General features: G+C 77.3%; 19 protein-coding genes. 4 read left to right on the forward strand and 15 right to left on the reverse strand.

Features of this window, described 5'->3' with window-relative positions:
* Nucleotides 1-7: 7 nt before the first annotated feature.
* The 6 genes from Q1A09_RS20965 to Q1A09_RS20990 form a co-directional block, all read right to left on the reverse strand.
* Nucleotides 8-496, reverse strand: a complete 489-nt coding sequence (locus Q1A09_RS20965) for a hypothetical protein (RefSeq protein WP_299959741.1) — start codon at nt 494-496, stop codon at nt 8-10.
* Nucleotides 493-1773, reverse strand: a complete 1281-nt coding sequence (locus tag Q1A09_RS20970; protein ID WP_299959744.1) for a DUF58 domain-containing protein — start codon at nt 1771-1773, stop codon at nt 493-495. The genes Q1A09_RS20965 and Q1A09_RS20970 overlap by 4 nt, the downstream gene beginning before the upstream one ends.
* Nucleotides 1770-2786, reverse strand: coding sequence for a MoxR family ATPase (locus tag Q1A09_RS20975; protein ID WP_299959747.1), 1017 nt, complete (start codon nt 2784-2786; stop codon nt 1770-1772). Before Q1A09_RS20975 ends, Q1A09_RS20970 begins: the two co-directional genes overlap by 4 nt.
* Entirely contained in the window at nt 2783-3301 is a 519-nt protein-coding gene (locus Q1A09_RS20980; protein WP_299959750.1) for a hypothetical protein, read from the reverse strand. Before Q1A09_RS20980 ends, Q1A09_RS20975 begins: the two co-directional genes overlap by 4 nt.
* The gene (locus Q1A09_RS20985) at nt 3298-3981 is read right to left on the reverse strand and encodes a DUF4129 domain-containing protein (protein ID WP_299959753.1); all 684 of its coding nucleotides are present in this window, start codon (nt 3979-3981) and stop codon (nt 3298-3300) included. Before Q1A09_RS20985 ends, Q1A09_RS20980 begins: the two co-directional genes overlap by 4 nt.
* 221 nt (nt 3982-4202) lie before the next feature.
* Entirely contained in the window at nt 4203-4733 is a 531-nt protein-coding gene (locus tag Q1A09_RS20990) for a DinB family protein (RefSeq protein WP_299959756.1), read from the reverse strand.
* Between the two features lie 91 nt (nt 4734-4824).
* On the opposite strand from Q1A09_RS20990, the gene Q1A09_RS20995 reads away from it, so the two are divergent.
* Nucleotides 4825-5787 carry a YafY family protein gene (locus Q1A09_RS20995; RefSeq protein WP_299959759.1) on the forward strand — a complete coding sequence of 321 codons (963 nt, stop codon included), beginning with the start codon at nt 4825-4827 and terminating at the stop codon, nt 5785-5787.
* 6 nt (nt 5788-5793) lie between these two features.
* Here the strand turns inward: Q1A09_RS20995 and Q1A09_RS21000 are convergent, their stop codons facing one another.
* From Q1A09_RS21000 to Q1A09_RS21030, 7 genes are all read right to left on the reverse strand, one after another.
* Nucleotides 5794-7485 carry a CdaR family transcriptional regulator gene (locus Q1A09_RS21000; protein WP_299959762.1) on the reverse strand — a complete coding sequence of 564 codons (1692 nt, stop codon included), beginning with the start codon at nt 7483-7485 and terminating at the stop codon, nt 5794-5796.
* Between the two features lie 83 nt (nt 7486-7568).
* Entirely contained in the window at nt 7569-8675 is a 1107-nt protein-coding gene (gene menC / locus Q1A09_RS21005; RefSeq protein WP_299959765.1) for an o-succinylbenzoate synthase, read from the reverse strand.
* Nucleotides 8672-9622, reverse strand: a complete 951-nt coding sequence (locus Q1A09_RS21010; protein ID WP_299959791.1) for a GNAT family N-acetyltransferase — start codon at nt 9620-9622, stop codon at nt 8672-8674. The genes menC and Q1A09_RS21010 overlap by 4 nt, the downstream gene beginning before the upstream one ends.
* A gap of 40 nt (nt 9623-9662) precedes the next feature.
* A complete protein-coding gene (locus Q1A09_RS21015; RefSeq protein WP_299959768.1) occupies nt 9663-10907 on the reverse strand; it encodes a M20 family metallopeptidase in 1245 nt (414 codons plus the stop codon).
* On the reverse strand, nt 10904-12889 hold the full coding sequence (locus tag Q1A09_RS21020) for a S9 family peptidase (RefSeq protein WP_299959771.1): 1986 nt from the start codon (nt 12887-12889) through the stop codon (nt 10904-10906). Before Q1A09_RS21020 ends, Q1A09_RS21015 begins: the two co-directional genes overlap by 4 nt.
* Before the next feature lie 89 nt (nt 12890-12978).
* On the reverse strand, nt 12979-13989 hold the full coding sequence (locus Q1A09_RS21025; RefSeq protein WP_299959774.1) for a DUF1648 domain-containing protein: 1011 nt from the start codon (nt 13987-13989) through the stop codon (nt 12979-12981).
* A 62-nt stretch (nt 13990-14051) separates the two neighbouring features.
* Nucleotides 14052-14405 (reverse strand): GntR family transcriptional regulator, encoded by a 354-nt coding sequence (locus Q1A09_RS21030; protein ID WP_299959776.1) that lies wholly within the window; start codon nt 14403-14405, stop codon nt 14052-14054.
* An 80-nt stretch (nt 14406-14485) separates the two neighbouring features.
* Here Q1A09_RS21030 and Q1A09_RS21035 point away from each other — a divergent pair, with 80 nt between their 5' ends.
* The 3 genes from Q1A09_RS21035 to Q1A09_RS21045 all read left to right on the forward strand — a co-directional run bounded on the left by Q1A09_RS21035 (nt 14486) and on the right by Q1A09_RS21045 (nt 17109).
* Nucleotides 14486-15295: an SDR family oxidoreductase gene (locus tag Q1A09_RS21035; RefSeq protein ID WP_299959779.1), complete on the forward strand. Its 810-nt coding sequence runs from the start codon at nt 14486-14488 to the stop codon at nt 15293-15295.
* A gap of 22 nt (nt 15296-15317) precedes the next feature.
* Entirely contained in the window at nt 15318-16412 is a 1095-nt protein-coding gene (locus tag Q1A09_RS21040; RefSeq protein WP_299959782.1) for a hypothetical protein, read from the forward strand.
* Nucleotides 16413-16494: 82 nt separating this feature from the next.
* Entirely contained in the window at nt 16495-17109 is a 615-nt protein-coding gene (locus Q1A09_RS21045; protein ID WP_299959785.1) for a maleylpyruvate isomerase family mycothiol-dependent enzyme, read from the forward strand.
* Nucleotides 17110-17119: 10 nt separating this feature from the next.
* On the opposite strand, the gene Q1A09_RS21050 is transcribed toward Q1A09_RS21045, so the two are convergent.
* Nucleotides 17120-18076 (reverse strand): GGDEF domain-containing protein, encoded by a 957-nt coding sequence (locus Q1A09_RS21050; protein WP_299959794.1) that lies wholly within the window; start codon nt 18074-18076, stop codon nt 17120-17122.
* A gap of 108 nt (nt 18077-18184) precedes the next feature.
* Entirely contained in the window at nt 18185-19465 is a 1281-nt protein-coding gene (locus Q1A09_RS21055) for an aromatic acid/H+ symport family MFS transporter (RefSeq protein WP_299959788.1), read from the reverse strand.
* Nucleotides 19466-19684 lie beyond the last annotated feature (219 nt).

Consider the following 19684-nt stretch of genomic DNA (forward strand, 5'->3'; position numbering starts at 1 on the left):
CGCCGGTTCAGTCGGCTGTGGCTGACCCGGGGCGCAGCAGCACCACCCACCCGCCGAGCAGCAGCACCGCGCACAGCCCGACGACCACCGTGGGCACCGGCGTGCTCGTCACAGGGAGCAGCCCGCCGGCCGCCACGACCAGCACGCCGGCGGCGGTCGTCAGGGCGGTGCGCAGCACCCAGCGCAGCGCGACCGGCCGGGCGACCGGGGCGCCGATCGGGGCGACGGTGGCGAACGCGGCGGCCGAGTGCACCACGGCGACCGCACCGGCGAAGGCCAGCAGACGCAGCCAGCCGGCGTCCCCGCCGGTGGCCAGCCAGGACAGCGCGGCGGCGCCGATCAGCACCGCGGGGGCGGCCGACCCGGGCTGCTGCGTGCTGAGGAACACCGCCGTCAGCCCGACCAGGGTGAGCGTGACCCCGACCAGGGTGAGCTCCGGGCCGGGCAGCAGCAGCGCGGCCAGGCCGGCGAGCGCGCCGAGCACCCGCGCGGTCATCGCCGGCCGCCGGTCCGGGACGCCACCCGGGTCAGCTCGAGCAGGGTCTGGTCGAGGCTGGCCTCGCCCTGCCAGCGCACCACCGGCACGCCCAGTGCCCGCAGCTGGTCGATCCGGGTCGCCCGCTCCAGCCGCCACAGCCGCAGCGCGGGCGCGGTCCACGGACCGGGCTCGGCGGGCGCGGCGTCGTCGGGCAGCGTGTCCAGGACGACGACCGCGTGGCCGGCCCGGCCGAGCGCGGCGGCCCGGTCGAACACCAGCCGGCCGACCAGCGGGCTGACGACCAGCACCAGCGCACGGGGGTCGACCCCCACCGGCTCGGGCAGGTCCGGTTCGGCACCGCCGAGGCGGGGGGCGCTGACGTCCAGCAGCGCGGTCTGCACCGTCTGCAGCTGTCCGCGGCCGGCCCGGGCGGGGAGCCGGCGAGTCTGGCCACCGCAGGCGATCAGCCCCACCCGGTCGCCCAGCTGCAGGTAGAAGGCAGTGAGCGCGGCCGTCGCGCGGACCGCCGTGTCGATGCCGCTGGCCCGGCCGGCCAGCCCGCCGCTGACCCCGGCGTCGTAGCGGGCGTCCAGCAGCAGGAGCACGTCGGCGTCCCGTTCGGAGGTGGTGGCGTTGACGTGCAGTTCACCGGCGCGCAGCGACACCCGCCAGTTGACCCGGCGCATCCGGTCGCCGGGGGCGAACGCCCGGATGCCGGCCAGCTCCGCGCTCTCCCCGGGGCGGGGGGAGCGGTGGAGGCCGATCCCGCCGCGGGCGCGGGGCACCAGCGCGGAGCCGCGGTAGCGCTCCGACAGCGGGAACACCCGGAGCCGGGCGGCCGGCAGCACGGCGGGTCCCCAGCGCAGCAGCCCGCCGGCGGCCGAGGCGCTGACCACCGCCGGCCCCACCTCCGCGCGGCCCCAGCGGGCCGCGGTGAGGTCGAAGGGGAGCACGGCCGTGTCGCCCCGCGGGCGGACGACCGCACCCAGCGCCGTGCGACCGCGTGCCCGGACCCAGCCCGACGCCGGTGCCGTCGCCGTGACCGTCTCCGCGCCGGCCACGCCGTCGACCCGGACGACGGCCTGCAGCGCGCTGCCCTCGGCCGGGGTCTCCTCGCTCACCTCCAGGGTGGCCGCCGGGGCGCCGCCGGGCCGGTGCAGCAGCGGCAGCGCGGCCAGCGCCAGCGGGGCGGCGACGACGAGCAGGTCGACCCGCCGGGCCAGGACGGCGACCAGCGCGAGCGCCGCCGGCAGGATGCTGACCCGCAGCAGGGCGGCCGTCGGCTGCCAGCTCATCCGCGGGCCGGGTCGAGCGCGCCGGCGGGGCCGAGCGTGCTGGCCGGCACGGGCACCTCGGCCAGCACCGCCCGGGCGACGTCGGTCGGGGTGACCCGCTGCATCCAGGTCTCCGGGCGCAGGCTGAGCCGGTGGGCCAGCGCCTCGACCCCGACGTCCTTGACGTCCTCGGGGACGACGTAGTCCCGGCCGCGGAGCACAGCCAGCGCCCGGGCGGTGAGCAGCAGCGCCAGCGCACCTCGCGGCGAGGCACCGATCTGCACCTCCGGCCGGGCCCGGGTCGCGGTCACCAGGGCGACGCAGTACCGGCTCACCGACTCCTCGACCGTCACCGTCTCCACCGCGGCCCGCATGGCCCGCAGTCCCGCGGCGTCGGTGACCGGATCGAGCAGCACCTCCTCCTGGCGCCGGGCGAGCCGGCGGGTCAGCACCTGCCACTCCTCCTCCGGCGGCGGGTAGCCGAAGGACACCCGGAGCAGGAAGCGGTCCAGCTGGGCCTCCGGCAGCGGGTAGGTGCCCTCGTACTCGACGGGGTTGGCGGTGGCCAGCACGCAGAAGGGGTCGGGGAGTGCGAACGTCTGCCCCTCCACCGTCACCTGGTGCTCCTGCATCGCCTCGAGCAGGGCGCTCTGGGTCTTCGGCGGCGTCCGGTTGATCTCGTCGGCGAGCACCAGCCCGGCGAACAGCGGGCCCGGCCGGAAGGCGAAGTCACCGCCCGACCGGTCGTAGACGAACGAGCCGGTGACGTCGGCGGGCACCAGGTCGGGGGTGAACTGCAGCCGGCGGAACGACAGCCCGAGCGCCTGCGCGAACGACCGGGCGGCCAGCGTCTTGCCCAGCCCGGGCACGTCCTCCAGCAGCACGTGGCCGCCGGCGAGCACCGCGGCCAGCACCAGCTGCAGCTCGGCCCGCTTGCCCACCACCGCCTCGCCGACCCGGTCCAGGACGGCGGCGCCCAGCTCGGCGGTGGCGGCGGGGGAGAGCGGTCGCGGTGCGGGGTGCGGGTCGGTCACAGGGACTCCAGTTCCTCGGTCCAGTCCTGCAGGGCGGCCGGGGTCAGCCGCAGGGTGCCTGGGGGAGCGGTGAGCAGGGCGCGGGTGTGCGGGCCGAGCAGCGGCTCGGCGGCCGCCCGGCCGGCCGGGGTGTGCCAGTCCAGGCCGTGGGCGTGCCACAGCCGGTCCACCGCCAGGGCGGTCAGCCGGGGGCGGACGCGGACCTCGAACCGGTCGGCGTCCCGGCTGGCCGCGTCGAGGGTGAATACCAGGGAGCCGAGGTCGCCCAGCCCGGCGTCGGCGGACCCGGCGCGGGGGGCCGGCGCGGGCTCGGGCGGGGCCGGGTCGGTGGTCGGCAGCCGCAGGGCGAGGGCCAGCAGCGCGCCGGCCACCAGACCGGCGGGCACTGCCACCGTGGCGGGCAGGTCGGTCCCGGTCGCGTGGGCGACCAGCAGGACGGCGACGCCGGCCAGCGCCCCCGCCAGCAGCGCGGCACCGATCACCCACCACCGGCCGTGGCCCAGGGGCGCGGTCACCGCGACACCAGCTCGGCCCGCAGCTCGGTGAGCACCCGCCGGGCGTCCGCCCGCTGCGCCTCCCCGACCGGGTGCTCGGAGAAGCGGGCGGCGCGGTACAGCTCGGCCAGCTCGTGCAGCGCAGAGCGGGAGAGCCGGTGCTCGGCGGCCAGCCGGTCGGCGTACTCGGTGGCGGTCTCCGCCGGGGAGGCGGGGCTCCCGGCGGCCGCGGCGGCCTCGCCGAGCAGCAGCCAGGCCCGGACGACGGCCTCACGGGCCGCCGGGTGGGTGACGGCGAGCAGCGCCCGGTCCACCGCACCGGCCAGCGGTGCCGGTGCCGCCACCTCGGCCGGGCCCGCGGCGGTGCGGCGGGTGGGCAGCCGCCGGGGGAGGTGGCGGACCAGCAGCCGCACGCCCAGCGCCAGCAGGACCGCGCCCACCAGCAGGACCAGCACCAGCGCGACCTGCCCGGCGATCGGGTCGCTCGCCAGTGGCGGCTCGGTCTGCGGCGCCCCCGGCTCGATCGGGACGGCGGGCGGCGTCCCCTCGGTCGGGGCCGGCGCGACGGTCGGCTCGGCCGCGTCGGTGGGCCGTGGTGCGGTGTAGGGGCCGCCGCGGGCGGCCAGGCCGAGGACGAACAGCAGCACGAGCAGCGCCACCGCCGCGGCCCCGACAGCTGCGCGGTTCGGCGGGGGCCTCACGCGGCGGACACCGGCGGGAGGTGGTCGTGGCGTCGCACGGATGGTCGCTCCTCCGTCCCACCGCCGGTCCGCGGCGTCGGCGCCCCGTGGACCGGGTGCCCCCGCACCATGACACGGCGAGGACGCCAGACCCAGCCCGCAGCCGGCGCGCGCTGCTGGGATCGATTGCGCCGGCCGGCGGCTGCGGGCCGCCGGCCCCGGCCGTGGTTGCGGTGGTCCGGTCAGCCCATCGTCTTCTGGCCGTCGATCGACTCGCGCAGCAGGTCGGCGTGGCCGGCGTGCTGGGCGGTCTCGGCGATCAGGTGCAGGAACACCCGGCGGGCCGACCGGTGCGCCCCCGGGGTGAACCACGGCGCCTCGGGTAGCGGGTGTGCGGCGTCCAGGTTCGGCAGCGTGCACACCAGCTCGTCGGTCCGCGCCGCGACCTCGGCGTAGTCGGCCAGCACCCCGGCCAGGGTCTCCTCCGGTCCCATCACGAACTCCGCTGCCCACTCGGCGGCCGAGGACTCGTCGAACGCGGGGAAGGCGTCCGGACCGACCAGGACGAACTCGGCCCACGTCGCCTCGGTGGCGGCGACGTGCTTGACCAGGCCACCCAGGCTGAGCGCGCTCACCGTCGGCCGGAGCCGGGCCTGCTCGTCGGTCAGCCCTTGCACGGTGTAGGTCAGGAACCAGCGGTGGGTGGTGAGCGCGTCGAGGAGGTCGGCGCGCTCGTCGGTGGTGGTGGCTGCCGGGGCGGTGGTGCTGGTCATCTGTCGCTCCAGGGTCGTCGGGAGGTGCTGAGACCAATGCTCCCGGGCATCGGTGCCAGATCCTGACCGCGATCGATGACAGTCTGGGCGCATGGCCGACCCGACCGCCCGCGCCCTCCGGCTGCTCACGCTCATGCAGGGCCGCCGCGACTGGCCCGGTGCCGACCTCGCCGACCGGCTCGGGGTCTCGCTGCGCACCCTGCGCCGCGACGTCGACCGGCTGCGCGAGCTCGGCTACCCGGTGCAGGCGCAGCCCGGTGTGGACGGCGGCTACCGGCTCGCGCCCGGCGCGGCACTGCCGCCGCTGGTGCTCGACGACGACGAGGCGGTCGCGCTCACCGTCGGCCTGCAGGCTGCCGCCGCGGGCGCGGTCGGCGGCATGGCCGAGGCGTCGGTGCGGGCGCTGACCAAGGTGGTGCCGGTGCTGCCGGCCAGGCTGCGCCGCCGGGTCGACGCGCTACAGGCGATGACCGTGCCCGCGCCGCCGTGGTCGGACGGCGGCCCACCGGTCGACGCCGAGCTGCTGGTGACCGTGGCCCAGGCCTGCCGGGAGGGCGAGCGGCTGACCTTCACCCACACCGCGGCCGGTGGTGAGCCCGGCGAGCGGCTGGTGGAGCCGCACCGGCTGGTGCCGCTGGGCCGGCGCTGGTACCTGGTCGCCTACGACCCCTCCCGCGGGGACTGGCGCAGCTTCCGGCTGGACCGGGTCTCCGATGCCCGCGGCGACGGCGCCCGGTTCGCCCCGCGCGCACTGCCGGCGCCGGACGCGGCCGCCTTCGTCCGGGCCGGCATCGACCGGTGGCGCACGCCGGTGGTCGTGGAGGCGGTGGTCGAGGCGCCGGCGGCGGTGGTGCGCGACCGGGTGGGCCGCTGGGCCCAGCTGGACGACGACGGCCCGGGCCGCTGCCGGCTGCGGATGGAGACCGACAGCCTCGACTGGCCGGCGCTGGTCCTCGGCGCGACCCGGGCGGAGTTCACCGTGCTCGCCCCCGACCAGCTGTGCGACCGGCTGTCGGAGTGGTCGGCCCGCTTCGCCCGAGCCGTCAGCGACTGAGCGCGCTCACCAGCGCAGCAGCCGCAGCTCGAGCATGGCGGCGAAGCGGGAGTCGGCGTCGTCCAGGTCGATGCCGCCGACCTCGGCGATCCGGCGCAGCCGGTAGCGGAAGGTGTTGGGGTGCACGTGCACCTGGCCGGCGGCGGTGATCGCGTCGCCGAAGGCGTCCAGCCAGGCGCGCAGCGTCTCCACCAGCTGGGTGCGGTGCGCGGCGTCGTACTCGGCCAGCCGGGCCACCGGGCCGGAGGCCTCGTACCCCTCGGCGGCGGCCAGGTCGGCCAGCTGGAGCATCAGCGACTCGATGTGCACGTCCGCGGCCCGGGCCACCCGCCGGGAGGTGGTGCCGCTGCGCAGCACCCGCAGCGCCCGGTCGGCGCCGTCCCGGGAGCGGGTCAGCGCGGAGACGTCGGGGGCCACGGTGCCCACGCCGATCATCCCGGGCACCCGGCCGCCGGTGCGCTGCAGGAACTCGGCAGCCACGGCGGCGGCCCGTTCGTCGGCTCCGGCGAGCTCGGCGGTGACCGGCAGGACGGCGTAGCTGACCCCACCGACGACCGCGACCACGGAGCCCGGGTGCAGGGCGGTGAGGTGCACCGCCAGCGCGTCGGCGGAGCGCTGCCGCTCGGCCTCCCGCCGGGCCAGCGTGAGCGTGCCCGGCTCGGCGTCCGGGTCGGTCAGGCCCATGGCCAGCACGATCAGCGGCCGGCCGGCCAGGCCGAGGCGGCTGAGCGCCTCGACGGTGCCCGGGCCGCCCTCCAGCGCGGTGGCCACCAGCTCGCTGGCCAGCCGCCGCTCCACGTCGGCGCCGGCGCGCATCCGCAGCAGGTGGAGGGCGACCAGCTTGGCCGCGTCGACCAGGCTCTGCTCCCGGGCGGGGTCGAGCGGGGCGTCGACCGCCGCCCAGATGGTCCCGAGGATCTCGTCGCCGGCCCGCACCGCGATCGCCACCCGGGCCACGGTGACCTCGGGCATGCCGAGCACGTCGGCGGACGTCCACACCGGCCGGTCGGTGGCGTACAGCTGACGGAAGACCCCGTGCGCCTCGAGCCCGCGGGTGAACCGGTCGGGCACCTGGCGGCCCAGGATGGTCTGGATCCGGGACTCGTCGGCCTCGTCCTGCCCGCCGGAGAAGGCCAGGATCCGGGAGCTGCGGTCCTCGATGGTCACCGGTGCGTCCAGCAGCGAGCCGATCGCGTTGGCCAGCGCGAACAGGTCACCGGCCGGCACCCCGCCCAGCGACTCGGGCTCCGCCGTCCCCACCTCGCCCTCGCCCAGCAGGGCCCGCACCAGCGCGGCCAGCTGGTTCCAGCTCGCGCCCCGGGTGAGCGCCAGCAGCACCGTGCCGGTGCGCTGGGCGACCTCGGTGATCCGGGGGTCGGTGGGTGCCGGGGCGCGGACGACGAGGCCGGCGCCGCCGGCCGCGGCCGTCTGGGTGAGCAGCGCCAGGACGTCGTCCGGCTCGTGCACGCCGACGCCGAGCACCAGCGCCCCCGGGGGGAGCACCGGGGCGTCGACGGGGTCGTGGATGACCACACCGCCGATGCCCTGCGCGGCCAGCGGCAGCGACGGGTCGCCGGCGGCGACCTCCAGCAGCGTGGTGCCCAGGTGCGCGAGCAGGTGGCCGAGGCCGGCCCGCGGCGCGGTGGGCGGCACGGCGAACGGCGTCAGGCCCGGCACGGTGATCGCTGAGGCACTCACGGGTGCGACCCTAGGACCACCCGGCCCGCTCCGGTTGGTCCGCGCGCACCACTCGTCGACCGATCCTGGTGCGGCCGGACGAGTCAGCGCAGCGCGACCTCCACGACGTCGGTGGTGACCTCCTCGAGCAGCTCGGGCACCGGGGAGACCCCCAGCCCGGGCCCGGTGGGCACGGTCAGGTGGCCGTCGGCGAGCTCGAACGGCGGGGTGATGTCGGTGGCGTAGTAGCGGTCGGACGCCGAGGTGTCCCCGGGCAGGGTGAAGTTGGGCAGCGCGGCCAGCGCGACGTTCGCCGCCCGCCCCAGCCCGGTCTCCAGCATCCCGCCGCACCACACCGGCACCCCGTGTGCGGCGCACAGCTCGGCGATCCGCCGGGCCTCCAGATAGCCGCCGACCCGGGCGGGCTTGACGTTCACGATGGAGCAGGCGCCCAGGCGGATCGCCGCCGCTGCCGTGCGCGCGGAGGTGATCGACTCGTCCAGGCAGATCGGGGTGCGCACCGTGCGGGCCAGCTCGGCGTGCCCGAGCACGTCGTCCTCGGCCAGCGGCTGCTCGATCAGCAGCAGGTCGAAGGGGTCGAGGCGGGCCAGGTGCCGGGCGTCGGAGACGGCGTACGCGGTGTTGGCGTCCACCTGCAGCGCGACGTCACCGAACCGCTCGCGCACCGCGCGCACCGGCTCGACGTCCCAGCCGGGCTCGATTTTCAGCTTGATCCGCAGGTAGCCGGCGTCCAGGTAGCCGCCGACGGCCTCCAGCAGCGCCGGAACCGAGTCCATGATCCCGACCGACACCCCGCACGGCACCTGGTCCACCGCCGCGCCCAGGAACGCCCCGAACGACTGCCCGGCGGCGCGGAGCTGGGCGTCCAGCACCGCCGTCTCGATCGCTGCCTTGGCCATGAAGTGACCGGTGAACGGGGCCAGCGTGCGGCCCACCGCGTGGGCGTCCAGGTCCGGGACGGCGGCGAGGGCGGGCACCAGGTAGCGGCGCAGCACGTCGGCGGCGCCGTCCACGTACTCGGCCGAGTACTTCGGCTCGGTGAGCGCGGCGCACTCGCCCCAGCCCTCGCCGACGTCGGTGCGCGCGCGCACCAGGAGCACGTCGCGGGTGGTCTCGGTGCCGAACGACGTGCGGAACGGCGCGACCAGCGGCATGGCGATCCGGCGCAGTTCCACGGACTCGAGCTTCACGGTGCGGTCCTCCCGGCCTCGGGGGCGCGGCGGGGTGCCGCACCGTCGACGACGTACCAGCCCTCGCGGGCGAACCCGCGCACCTGCGCGCCGGACGACAGCGCTCCGCCGAGCGCGGTGCGCACCGCCACCCGCCACTCGGCGGCCAGCGCGGGGTCCCGGGCGCGCAGCGACTCGACGTCCGGCGGCACCGCCACCAGCCACGGCACCCCCGGGGGAGCCGAGGTGACGACGGGCGCGTCACCGGGTCCGGCGGAGACCACCGGGACCGCGCCGGCGGAGCGCAGCACGGCCAGGTCGACCGTCCGCGGTTCGCCGGCGGCCGCGCGCACCACCGCGGGGCTGTCCAGGTCCCAGCGGGTGAGCAGCCGGTCGGACTGGTCGGAGGCGTTGATCGTGTCCTCCATCGGGCCGTAGAAGTCCGGCAGGTACTCCACCGGGTCGGCGGCCAGCCGGCCGAGGTTGAACCAGGCGTTGCGGCGCACCAGCGGGTCGAAGGTCCAGGTGATCGTGGTGAGGCCGTGCCGCAGCGCCCAGGCGCGCTGGTGCAGCTTCAGTGCCCGGCCCACGCTGCGGCGCTGCGCGGCGGGGACGACGCCGGTGACGTGGCTGTGCAGCGCGGTGCCCGAGGGCGCGGCGAAGAAGCCGACGCAGGCGCCGACCAGCACGCCGTCGGCGTAGGCGCCGGTGAGCGGGTTGCCGGCCTTGGTCAGCGCCCGCATCAGCTCCACCGTGACCGGGGGGTTGTCCGGGGCGGGGTGCCAGATCGAGTCGAACAGCGCCTGCACCGCCCGCAGGTCGTCCAGTGCGGTGAGCTCCACGACCTGCACCCCGGACCGGGCGGCGGCCCCGGTGGCGACGTCGGTGGCGGCCCGGGCAGCCGCGGAGCTCACCACGGCGAGCGAGGCGGGCGGCGTCGCGTCGATCAGGTCGGTCACGCTGCCCATCGTCGGTGCGGTGACCCCGGCCGGGCTTGGTGCGGGCTGCTCATTCACCGGGGGGCTCTTCGTCCGGAACGCCAACGCCCGTGCCGTCCGGGGCCGCGCCGTTGCGGACCTCGCCGTCGGAGCCGGCGAGCACGGCGCGCAGCAGGCCGGCGAGCAGCGCCGCCCGGCCGGGCAGTGCCTCGGCGAGCACGTGCTCCCCGACCGCGTGCGCCCCGCCGCCGACCGCACCCAGCCCGTCCAGGGTCGGGACCCCGATGCCGGCGGTGAAGTTGCCGTCCGAGGCGCCGCCGACGGTGACCCCGGCCGGTGCGGGCAGCCCGAGCCGGGCGCAGACCTGCTCGGCCAGGGCGAACAGCCCGGCCGAGGACGCCTCCTCCAGCGGCGGCCGGTTGACCCCGCCGCGCAGCTCCAGCACCGCGCCGGGCAGGCGTGGGGTCAGCGCCCGCATGCCGGCGTCCACCCGGTGCTGCTCGGCGGCGGTCAGCGCCCGCACGTCCACGCTCAGCCGCCCGGTCGCAGGCACCGTGTTGGTGGTGGTGCCGGAGGCCAGCACCGTGGGGGTCACGGTGGTGCCCAGCGCCGGGTCGGCCAGCTCGGTGATCGCCAGCACCTGATGGGCCAGCTCCACGGTGGCGCTCACGCCCTTCTCCGGCTCCAGACCGGCGTGCGCCGCGCGGCCGGTGACGACCAGGTCGTACATCGAGGCGCCCTTGCGGCCGGTCTTCAGCGCCCCGCCGTCGGCGCTGGCCTCCAGCACGAACACCGCCGCGCAGTCCCGGGCCTCCGCGCGGATCAGCTCGGCCGAGGTCGGGGAGCCGATCTCCTCGTCCCCGGTGACCAGCACGGTGACCCCGTCCAGGTCCACGCCCGCGGCCCGGAGCCGGGCCAGCGCCGTACCGGCCAGCACGATGCCGGCCTTCATGTCGAAGCAGCCCGGCCCGCGCACCACGCCGTCGGTCACCGACCAGGGGATCTCGGCGAGGGTGCCGTGCGGCCACACGGTGTCCTGGTGGCAGAGCACCAGCACCCGGCGCGGGCCGCTGCCCAGCCGCCAGCGCAGGTGGGTGCACCCCTCGCGGACCAGCACCTCCGGTTCGGCGCCCAGGTCGCGGGCGCCGAGCCGGGCCACCCGCTGGGCGCCCTCGGCCACCGCGGCCAGGTCGGACGACGGGGTCTCGCAGCTGACCAGCTCCTCGAGGTCGGCCAGCATCACCGGCAGCAGCCCGGCGAAGCCGGCGGGGGAGAGGTCGACGTCCAGGACGTCGGTGGGGTGCAACTCGGTCATCGGAGGACCAGCCCTTCCTCGGAGCGGAGCGCAGGCCCCGCCAGGCCCACGCTCGGGGCGTACCGCTGCACCCAGTCCATCAACCGTCGGCCGTAGCCGACCCGGTGCGACGGGCGGCCGGTGAGGATGAACAGGTGCGAGCCGCCGGGGAAGAGCACCAGTTCGGTGGGCACCTGCTGGGCGCGCAGGGCGGCGAACCACTGCTCGGCCTGCCCGACCGGGCACCGCTCGTCGGCGCCGCCCTGCAGCACCAGCGTCGGCGTCCGCACCCGGTGCACGGAGCTGATCGGGGAGTGCGCCCGGACGCCGTCCGGGTCGGTGACCGGGTCGCCGTACTCCAGGCCCAGGGCCTCCCCGGCGTCGCTGGTGCCGGCCATGCTGGTCAGGTCGGCGACCACCCCGCCGGCGATCGCCGCGGCGAACCGGTCGGTGCGGCCGGTCAGCCAGCAGGTCATGAACCCGCCGTAGCTGTAGCCGGTCAGCGCCAGCCGCGCCGGGTCGGCAACCCCCTCGGCGACCAGCTGGTCGACCGGGTCGAGGACGTCGCGTTCGTCGGCGGTGCCCCAGCCGCCGACCGCGCCGGTGAAGAACTCCCGGCCGTAGCCGTCGCTGCCGCGCGGGTTGACCAGCAGCACCGCCCAGCCCGCCGCGGCCAGCGCCTGGTGGTACGGGTGCGCCGCGTCCGCAACGGGTGACCAGGCGTTGTGCGGGCCGCCGTGCACGTCGACCAGCAGGGGTGCGGGGGTGGGGGTGTCGGGGTGCACCAGCAGCCAGCCGTGCACCTGCGTGCCGTCGTGCACGGTGAAGGTGCGGGGCCCGGGCGGCACCAGGTCGACCTCGGGCAGGCTCGCGGCGGTGTGCCCGGTGAGCCGGGTGACGGCGCCGTCGGCCAGGTCCACGACGGCCACCTCGCCGTACGTGCCCGGGTCGGCCAGCACGACCGCCGCCACCCCTGCGCCCACCGCGAGGCCGGAGGCCACCACGTCGTCGCCGGTGAGCACCGCGCGCAGGGTTCCCGAGCCGTCGACGGCGGTGGCGTACACGTGCGAGCAGCCCCGGTCGCGCACGCAGAAGACGACGTCGGCGCCGTCGCGTGCCAGCTGCGGCAGCCCCCCGGGGTAGCCGGGCCCGCCGGGCATCACGTTGCGGTCCAGCGGTGCGGCCAGGTCGGCCTCGGCGGTGGCGGCGTCCAGCGGCTGGTGGAGCAGCCCGGTGTGGCCGACGGCGACGGTGGGCTGCCCGGTGACGAGCAGCGCGGCGCCGTCGTCGGTCCACAGCAGCGGGCCGGCGATGCCGAGGCCGTCGCCCACCCGGGTGAGCGGGCCGCCGCCGGCGTCCACGACGTGCACCGGGGTGCGGTGGGTCAGGTCGACGTCCGGGTCGGTGGCGGCGGCGAGGGCCAGCCGGGCGCCGTCCGGTGACCAGGCGGGCCGGCCGGCGTGCCAGTCGCCGGAGGTCAGCTGCGTCACCTCGCCGGTGGCCAGGTCGAGCACGTGCAGGTGCTGGTGGGCGCCGCGGAGCAGCCCCGCGCCGTCGGCCTTGTAGCCCATCCGCGTGGCGCTGACCGGGTCGTGCTCGGCGCGCTCCGGGCGCACCGGGGCGGTGAAGGCGATCCGGGTGCCGGCCGGGTCCCAGACCGGGGCGCCGGCACCCGCGGGCAGGTCGGTCACCCGCGCGGCCTCACCGCCCCCGACCGGGAGCACGTGCAGCTGGGGTGGGCCGTCGCCGCCGCGGAGGAAGGCCACCCGGTCACCCTGCGGGGAGAAGGCGGGGGCGGTGTCCGTGCTGCCGTGGGTCAGCGGCCGGGGCGCCGACCACCCGTCGGCGGAGGCGGCCACCGACCACAGCGCGAACCGGTCGGTGTCGGCCGCGGCGTCGGTGGTACGCAGCACGTAGACGACCCGGCGGCCGTCCGGGGCGATCGTGGGCTCCCCGGGCAGCTGCAGGGCGTGGACGTCCTCGAGCACGAGCGGTCGACCCATGGGGCCGAGCCTGGCCGGGCGCCGGGGGCCGGTCTTCGTCCGCGACGACGAACGACGACCGGCCGCGCAGGGGGCCGGGACGAGCCGGGTCAGGCCCGCTGCCGGGTCGCCAGGCTGTTGAGCAGTCCGGCCGCCTCGGCCGCGCCCGGCACCGTCACCAGGAAGCGGCGGCCGTCGCCGCGGACCACCTCGACCGCCTCGCCGGCGCGCAGCACGACGCCGGTGCGCCCGTCCCGGCCGATCCGGTGGCCCCAGCCGCCGAACTGACGGAGCGGGCGGACGTCGGTCACGCCGGCCTCGGCCACCTCGGCCAGCGGCACCTGCCAGGAGGGCCGGCCCAGCGGCGAGCGCACCGTCAGCCCGCGCTCGTCCACCCACACCCGGGCGCTGCCGAACACCAGGCCGACGGCGAGCAGCAGCGCCGGCGCCAGCAGCAGCACCGGCGGGGCGACGCCGACCACGACCAGCCCGCCGAGCACCAGGCCGGCGGTGACCAGCAGGGCCAGGCCGGTGGGCTCCATCGTGGTGGCGCCCGACCAGACCGCCCGCTCGCCGGCGGCCAGCGGCACCCGGGGCGCCGACTTCGGCGGGGCGGTCGACGTCCGCGCGGCCCCGGGCGGTGCGGCCGGCAGCAGCCGGGCGACCGCGACGCCACCGAGCACGGCCAGCGCGCCGGCGACCAGCACGGCGGGCGTGGGGGACGCAGCGGCGGCCGGGTCGGTGAGACCGCGCTGGCCGGCGATGCTGCCGACGGTCAGGCCGGTGACGAACAGCGAGGTGCCCGCCGCGGTCCCGACCAGCAGCCGGCGCTCCGGGACGGCGAACCGGCGCGCGCGCAGCGCCAGGCCGCTGAGCACGGCGCCCAGCGCCGGCACGACGCCGGTCAGCAGCACGGTGGTCAGCGGGGCGGCGAAGCCGTCGGCGCCGGTGGTGCCCCAGTGCACGGCGACCGGGTCGGGGAGCTCGGGGCGCCAGGCGGCGACGAGGGCGACGCCGGTGGCCCAGGCGGCCAGTGGCGCCGCGGTCGCGGCCACCGCGCGGACCCGCCGCAGCGGGCCCCGGGGCTGCGGGCTGTGTGGACCGTTCCTCGTGCTGCTCATCTCCGCCGCTCCGTCCTGGGTGGACCTGCCGTCGACTGCCGGGTGGTGGGCGTCCTGGTCGCTCACGCCATCGCCTCGCGCACCAGCGCGGTGACCTCGGCGGCGCTGAGCCCGAGCCGCCGCGCCTCGTCGACCAGCGCGTGCACGGCCTGGCGCAGCGCGGCCACCGCCGGGGCGGCGTCCGTGCGCACCTGGGCACCGCGGCCGCGGCGCAGCTCCACCAGGCCCTCGGCCCGCAGGTCCTGGTAGCCGCGCAGCACGGTGTGCAGGTTGACCCCGAGCGCGGCCGCCAGGTCCCGGGCGCCGGGCAGTCGCTCGCCGGGCGCGATCTCGCCCTGGGCGATGCCGCGCCGGACCGCCGCGGAGATCTGGGCGTGCAGCGGTGCGGCCGAGTCGGGGTCGATGCGCACCAGCACGACAGCACGCTAACTGTTCTATGCGGACTAGAACAAATGCGCCGCGCATCGGGTGCGTCACAGCGGGGTAGCGGGCGGCCATGACCGAGAGCACCCAGCAGCGCGTCGCCGTCGTCACCGGCTCGGAGTCCGGCATGGGGCGGGCGATCGCGGTCGCCCTGGCCGAGGCCGGCTGCGACGTCGGCGTCACCTGGTACCGGGACCGGTCGATGGGGGAGGAGACCGCCGAGCTGGTCCGCCGGGCCGGCCGGCGCGCGGAGCTCGCGCACCTGGACCTCACCCGGCTCCCGGACGCCGCCGGGGTCGTCGACGACCTGGCCGACGCCCTCGGTGGGCTCGACGTGCTGGTCAACGACGCCGGCACCGGCCACATGTCGACCGTGCTGGACACCGACTTCGACACCTGGCGCACCGTGCTCGCCACCGACCTCGACGGTGCGTTCCTCTGCCTGCAGCGCGCCGCCCGGCGGATGGTCGACGCCGGCCGCGGCGGCCGGATCATCAACATCACCAGCGTGCACGAGCACCTCCCGCGGGTCGGCGCGGCCGCCTACTGCGCGGCCAAGGGCGGGCTGGGACTGCTCACCAAGGTCGCCGCCCTGGAGCTCGGCGAGCACGGCATCACCGTGAACGCGGTCGCCCCCGGGGAGATCGCCACCGCGATGACCGGCCAGGAGGACGAGGACCCGACCGCACCGGGCAAGCGCCGACCCGGCATCCCGGTGCCGCGGCCCGGCGACGCCCGCGAGGTCGCCGCCGTGGTGGCCTTCCTCGCCTCGGAGGCCGCCGGCTACGTCACCGGTGCGTCCTGGCCGGTGGACGGCGGCATGATGCAGATGGGCCCGCAGGCCGGTTCGCACCTGACCGCCGACGACTGGCGCCGCCCCTGACCGCGCACGAGAGAGGGGCCCGGTGCCCGAGCTGGACGAGCTGGCCGATGAGCTCTACGCCGTCCCGCCGGAGGAGTTCGTCGCCGCCCGCACCGCCGCCCGTGACCGGGCGAAGGGCGCCGGGGACAAGGAGCTGGCGAAGGCGGTCGCCGCGTTGCCGAAGCCCACGACCGCGGCCTGGGTGTGCAACCTGCTGGTGCGACGCCGGCCCGACGAGGTCGGCCAGCTGATCGAGCTCGGCGAGCTGCTCCGGCAAGCCCAGGTCGACCTCTCCGCCGAGCAGCTGCGCGCCCTCGGGAAGCAGCGCAACCAGGTGGTGGCGGCCCTGGCCCGGCAGGCCCGGGCGCTGGCACACGGTGCGGGGCACGACGTGAGCACCGCGGTGGCCGAGCAGGTGGAGGGGACGCTGCGCGCCGCGATCGCCGACCCGGACGCCGGGGACGCGCTGCTGGCCGGCCGGCTCACCACGGCGCTCACCTACAGCGGCCTGGGCCCGGTCGACCTCAGCGGCGCGGTGGCGACCCCGATCCGCGCCGGCGGCGCGGCGCCGGCCCCGCGCACGGGCAAGGCGAGAGTCGAGGCGACGTCCGAGGCCTCGTCCGAGGCCTCGTCCGAGGATGAGGCGACGGTGGCGGGGTCGTCGCGCCCGAGACGTGCGACGCGTGCCTCCGCCGGGCAGGACGCCGAGGAGCGGCACCGGGAGGCCGAGGAGCGCCGCCGGGAGGCCGAGGAGCGCCGCCGGGAGGCCGAGGAACACCGCCGGCAGGAGGTCGAGGAGCGGCGCCGGGAGGCCGAGGAGCGCCGCCGGCGGGAACTGGAGCAGGCCCGGCGGGACGCCGAGGAGGCCGCCGGGGTCGCGCGCGACACCGCCGCCGCAGCCGAGGACGCCGCACGGCAGCTGGCCGCCGCCACCGAGCGGCGCGACGGGCTCCAGGCCCAGGCCGAACGGCTGGCCGAGGAGCTGCGCCGGCTGGAGCGCCGGGCCGGCGAGGCGGTCACCGCCGTCGGCCAGGCCGAACGCCGCCGGGATGCCGCCGTCCGCCGGGCGGACACCGCGGCCGCGATCCGGGACCGGGCCGCCGCCCGGGTCGAGCAGCTGGCCGCCGACGTCGACTGAGACCACTGGGCGATGAGTTCTCGACCCGCCGGGTGTCCTCCCTGGTGGGCGCCGACGGTCGGCGCCGCGGGAGGAGCCCGGGATGACCGAGCACGACGGTGACGCAGGCGACCTGATGCCGTGGGTGGGGCAGACCCACGACGGCCTGGCCGCCCTGCTGGACGGCGCCGGCGACACCTGGGACGCCCCGACGCTGTGCGCGGGCTGGCAGGTCCGGCACGTGGTGGCGCACGTGACCATGCCGGCCCGGCTGTCGCCCGAGCAGTTCGGCGCCGAGATGGCGGCGGCCGGCGGCGACTTCACCCGGCTGTCGGACACCGTGGCCGCCCGGGACGCCGCGCTGCCGGTCGGCGAGCTGCTGGCCGCGCTCCGCTCACCGGTGCTGCACGCCTGGCAGCCCCCGGGCGGTGGTGCTGCCGGTGCCCTCAGCCACGCGGTCGTCCACTCCCTGGACGTCACCGTCGCCCTCGGCCGGCCGACGGTGGCACCGGCCGCGGCCGTGCTCGCCGTCCTCGACCAGCTCACCGCCGTCGAGGGTGCGTTCTTCGGCCTCGACCTGACCGGCGTCCGCCTCGAGGCCACGGATGCCGACTGGAGCTGGGGGAGTGGCGACGTCGTCCGGGCGGACGGCGGCGCGCTGGTGGCGCTGCTCGCCGACCGACGGTTGCCCGACGGCCGGTCACTGGGTGATCGCTGACGGGCCAGGCTCAGCCGTCGCCGAGCCGGGCGCCGGGGTCGGCGGCCCGGCCGCGCCGGCGCTTGAGGGCGTAGAGCTCGGCGTCGGCCCGCTGCAGCAGCAGTGGCAGCGAGTCACCCGGCCGGGCGGTCGCCGTCCCCACCGACCAGCTGATCGGGGCGCCGTCCAGCCGGTCCAGCAGGTCGCGTGCGCCGGCCGCGTCGGTGTCGGGCAGGCAGAGCACGAACTCGTCGCCGCCGTACCGGCCGAGCAGGTCCGAGGTGCGCAGCCGGGCCTGCCAGTGCGCGGCGACCCGGCGCAGCAGCCGGTCGCCGGCGCTGTGCCCGTCCCGGTCGTTGACCAGCTTGAAGTCGTCCAGGTCGAGCAGCGCGACGGTCAGCGGCTCGCCGACCCGCTGTGCCCGGGCGAGGCAGCGCTCGGCCTCCTCCTGCCAGGCACGGCGGTTGGCCAGCCCGGTGAGCGGGTCGGTGGCGGCGTCGGTGCGCAGCCGGCCGTTGAGCCGGCCGTGCGCCTCGGTGAGCAGCAGGGTGCTCACCACGGCCACGAGCCAGGCCATCGCGAAGCCGCTCGGCTCCGCCAGCCAGGCGCCGGCGGTGGCCGCCGCGACCAGCCAGCCGGCGTGCGCCCGGGCCGTGCGGAGGGAGAGGAAGTGGGCGGCGTACAGGCCCACCACGACGAGCACCGGACCCAGCCCGACGACCCCGACGGCGGTCGCCGAGCAGCCGGCGAGCACCGCCAGCAGCGTGGAGAACAGTGCGAGCGCGAGGTGCTGGACGACGACGGTCACCCGCGCGCCGGCCAGCAGCAGCCCGGCGGCCGCCGAGACGCCGACCGCGGCCAGTGCCCACAGCAGGCCCACCGGCGTCCGCGGGCTCATCGGGTGGAGGGCGCCGACGGCGCAGAGCAGGCCACCGGAGCCGTGCAGCAGGGCGAGCAGCACCACCCGCGGAGGAAGCCGGTCGCCCATCGTCACCCGCCCCGTCCGCGATGTCCGTGTCGCCGTGATCATGCCGCTGAGCAGGCGCTCAGCGGCATGATCCTGGGGCATGGGACACCCCGACGGGGTGAACGCCGCTCAGGCGACGGTGGCGGTGTCGCGGCGCACCCGGGTGACCGACAGGGCGAGCGCGCCCAGCGCGCCGACCACGGCGAACACGTAGAAGCCCCACGGGAACGCGATCCCGGCGCCGAGCAGCGCCCCACCGATCACCGGGCCGGTGATCGCACCGACCCGGCCGACCCCGGCGGCCCAGCCCAGCGCGGTGGCCCGCACCTGCGGCGGGTGGTTGGCGCTCACGAAGGCGTACACCAGCACCTGGGCGCTGAACACGAAGCAGCCGGTCAGGAAGGTCATCGCGTACACGCCGACCAGCGGCAGCCGCACCGAGAGCAGGGCCAGGAAGAGGGCCCCGGCGGCGAACCAGACGATGCCGGCCGCGCGCGGGCCGATCCGCTCGGCGACGGTCCCGGCCACCAGCAGGCCCACCACCGCGCCGATGTTGAGCACCAGCAGGAAGGCCAGCGCGGCGCCCAGGTCGTAGTCGGCCTCGCGCATGATCGTCGGCAGCCAGCCGTTGAGGCCGTAGACCAGCAGCAGCCCCATGAACGAGGTGACCGCGATCGCCAGGGTGGTGACCAGCCGACCGCCGGTGAACAGCGAACGGATCGGCGCACCGGCCCCCGTCGCCGGCGGCGGAGCCGCCTCCAGGGCCAGGCCGTGGCGGCCGGCGATCTCCTCGGCCTCGGCCCGGCGCCCGTGCGCCAGCAGGAAGGACGGCGACTCCGGCAGGTGCCGCAGCATCAGCGGAACGACGACGAGTGCGGGCGCGGCGCCGATGACGAACATCCAGCGCCAGCCCAGCGGCTCGACGACGACGATGGCCAGCGCCGCGGTGAGCACCGCGCCCACGTGGTAGCCGGTCATCATCGTGGTCGTCGCCCGCCCGGCCGCCCGCCGGGTGAACTCGTTGACCATGGCGATCGCGGTCGGCAGGCAGCCGCCCAGCCCCAGCCCGGCCAGGAAGCGCAGCAGCCCGAACACCCCGGCGTTGGGCGCCACCGCGCAGAGCAGGGTGAACAGCGAGAACGACGCCACCGCGCCGATCAGCGCCTTCCGCCGGCCGACCAGGTCGGTGAGCGCGCCGATGGTGAGCGCGCCGATGGTCATGCCGACCAGGCCGATGGTGACGACGAACGTCGCGCCGCTGTCGGACAGCCCCCACTCCTCCGGCGTCCGCAGCGTCGGGACGACCGTGCCGACGACGACCAGGTCGAAGCCGTCGAGCAGGACGGCGATCCAGCAGAGGGCGGCGACCCAGCCGGAGGCGCGCGTGGTCGGCGGTGGGGCGGTGGTCACGCGGGGCCTCCGGCTGGCGTCGTTGCTGCGGCGTGAGCGCTGCGGCGTCGTGGCAGATTAGGGCGCGGTGACCTGCACCACCGCATCAGGCCTTCTGCTGGGCGGAACATCCGGTGCCGCGCGTCCGGACGGGTGCGGCACCCTCACCGGAGCTCACCGGAGCTCACCGGAGCTCACCGGAGCTCACCGGAGCTCACCGGAGCTCACCGGAGCTCACCG

The organism is uncultured Modestobacter sp. (genome assembly GCF_947486615.1).
Taxonomy (GTDB): Bacteria; Actinomycetota; Actinomycetes; order Mycobacteriales; family Geodermatophilaceae; genus Modestobacter.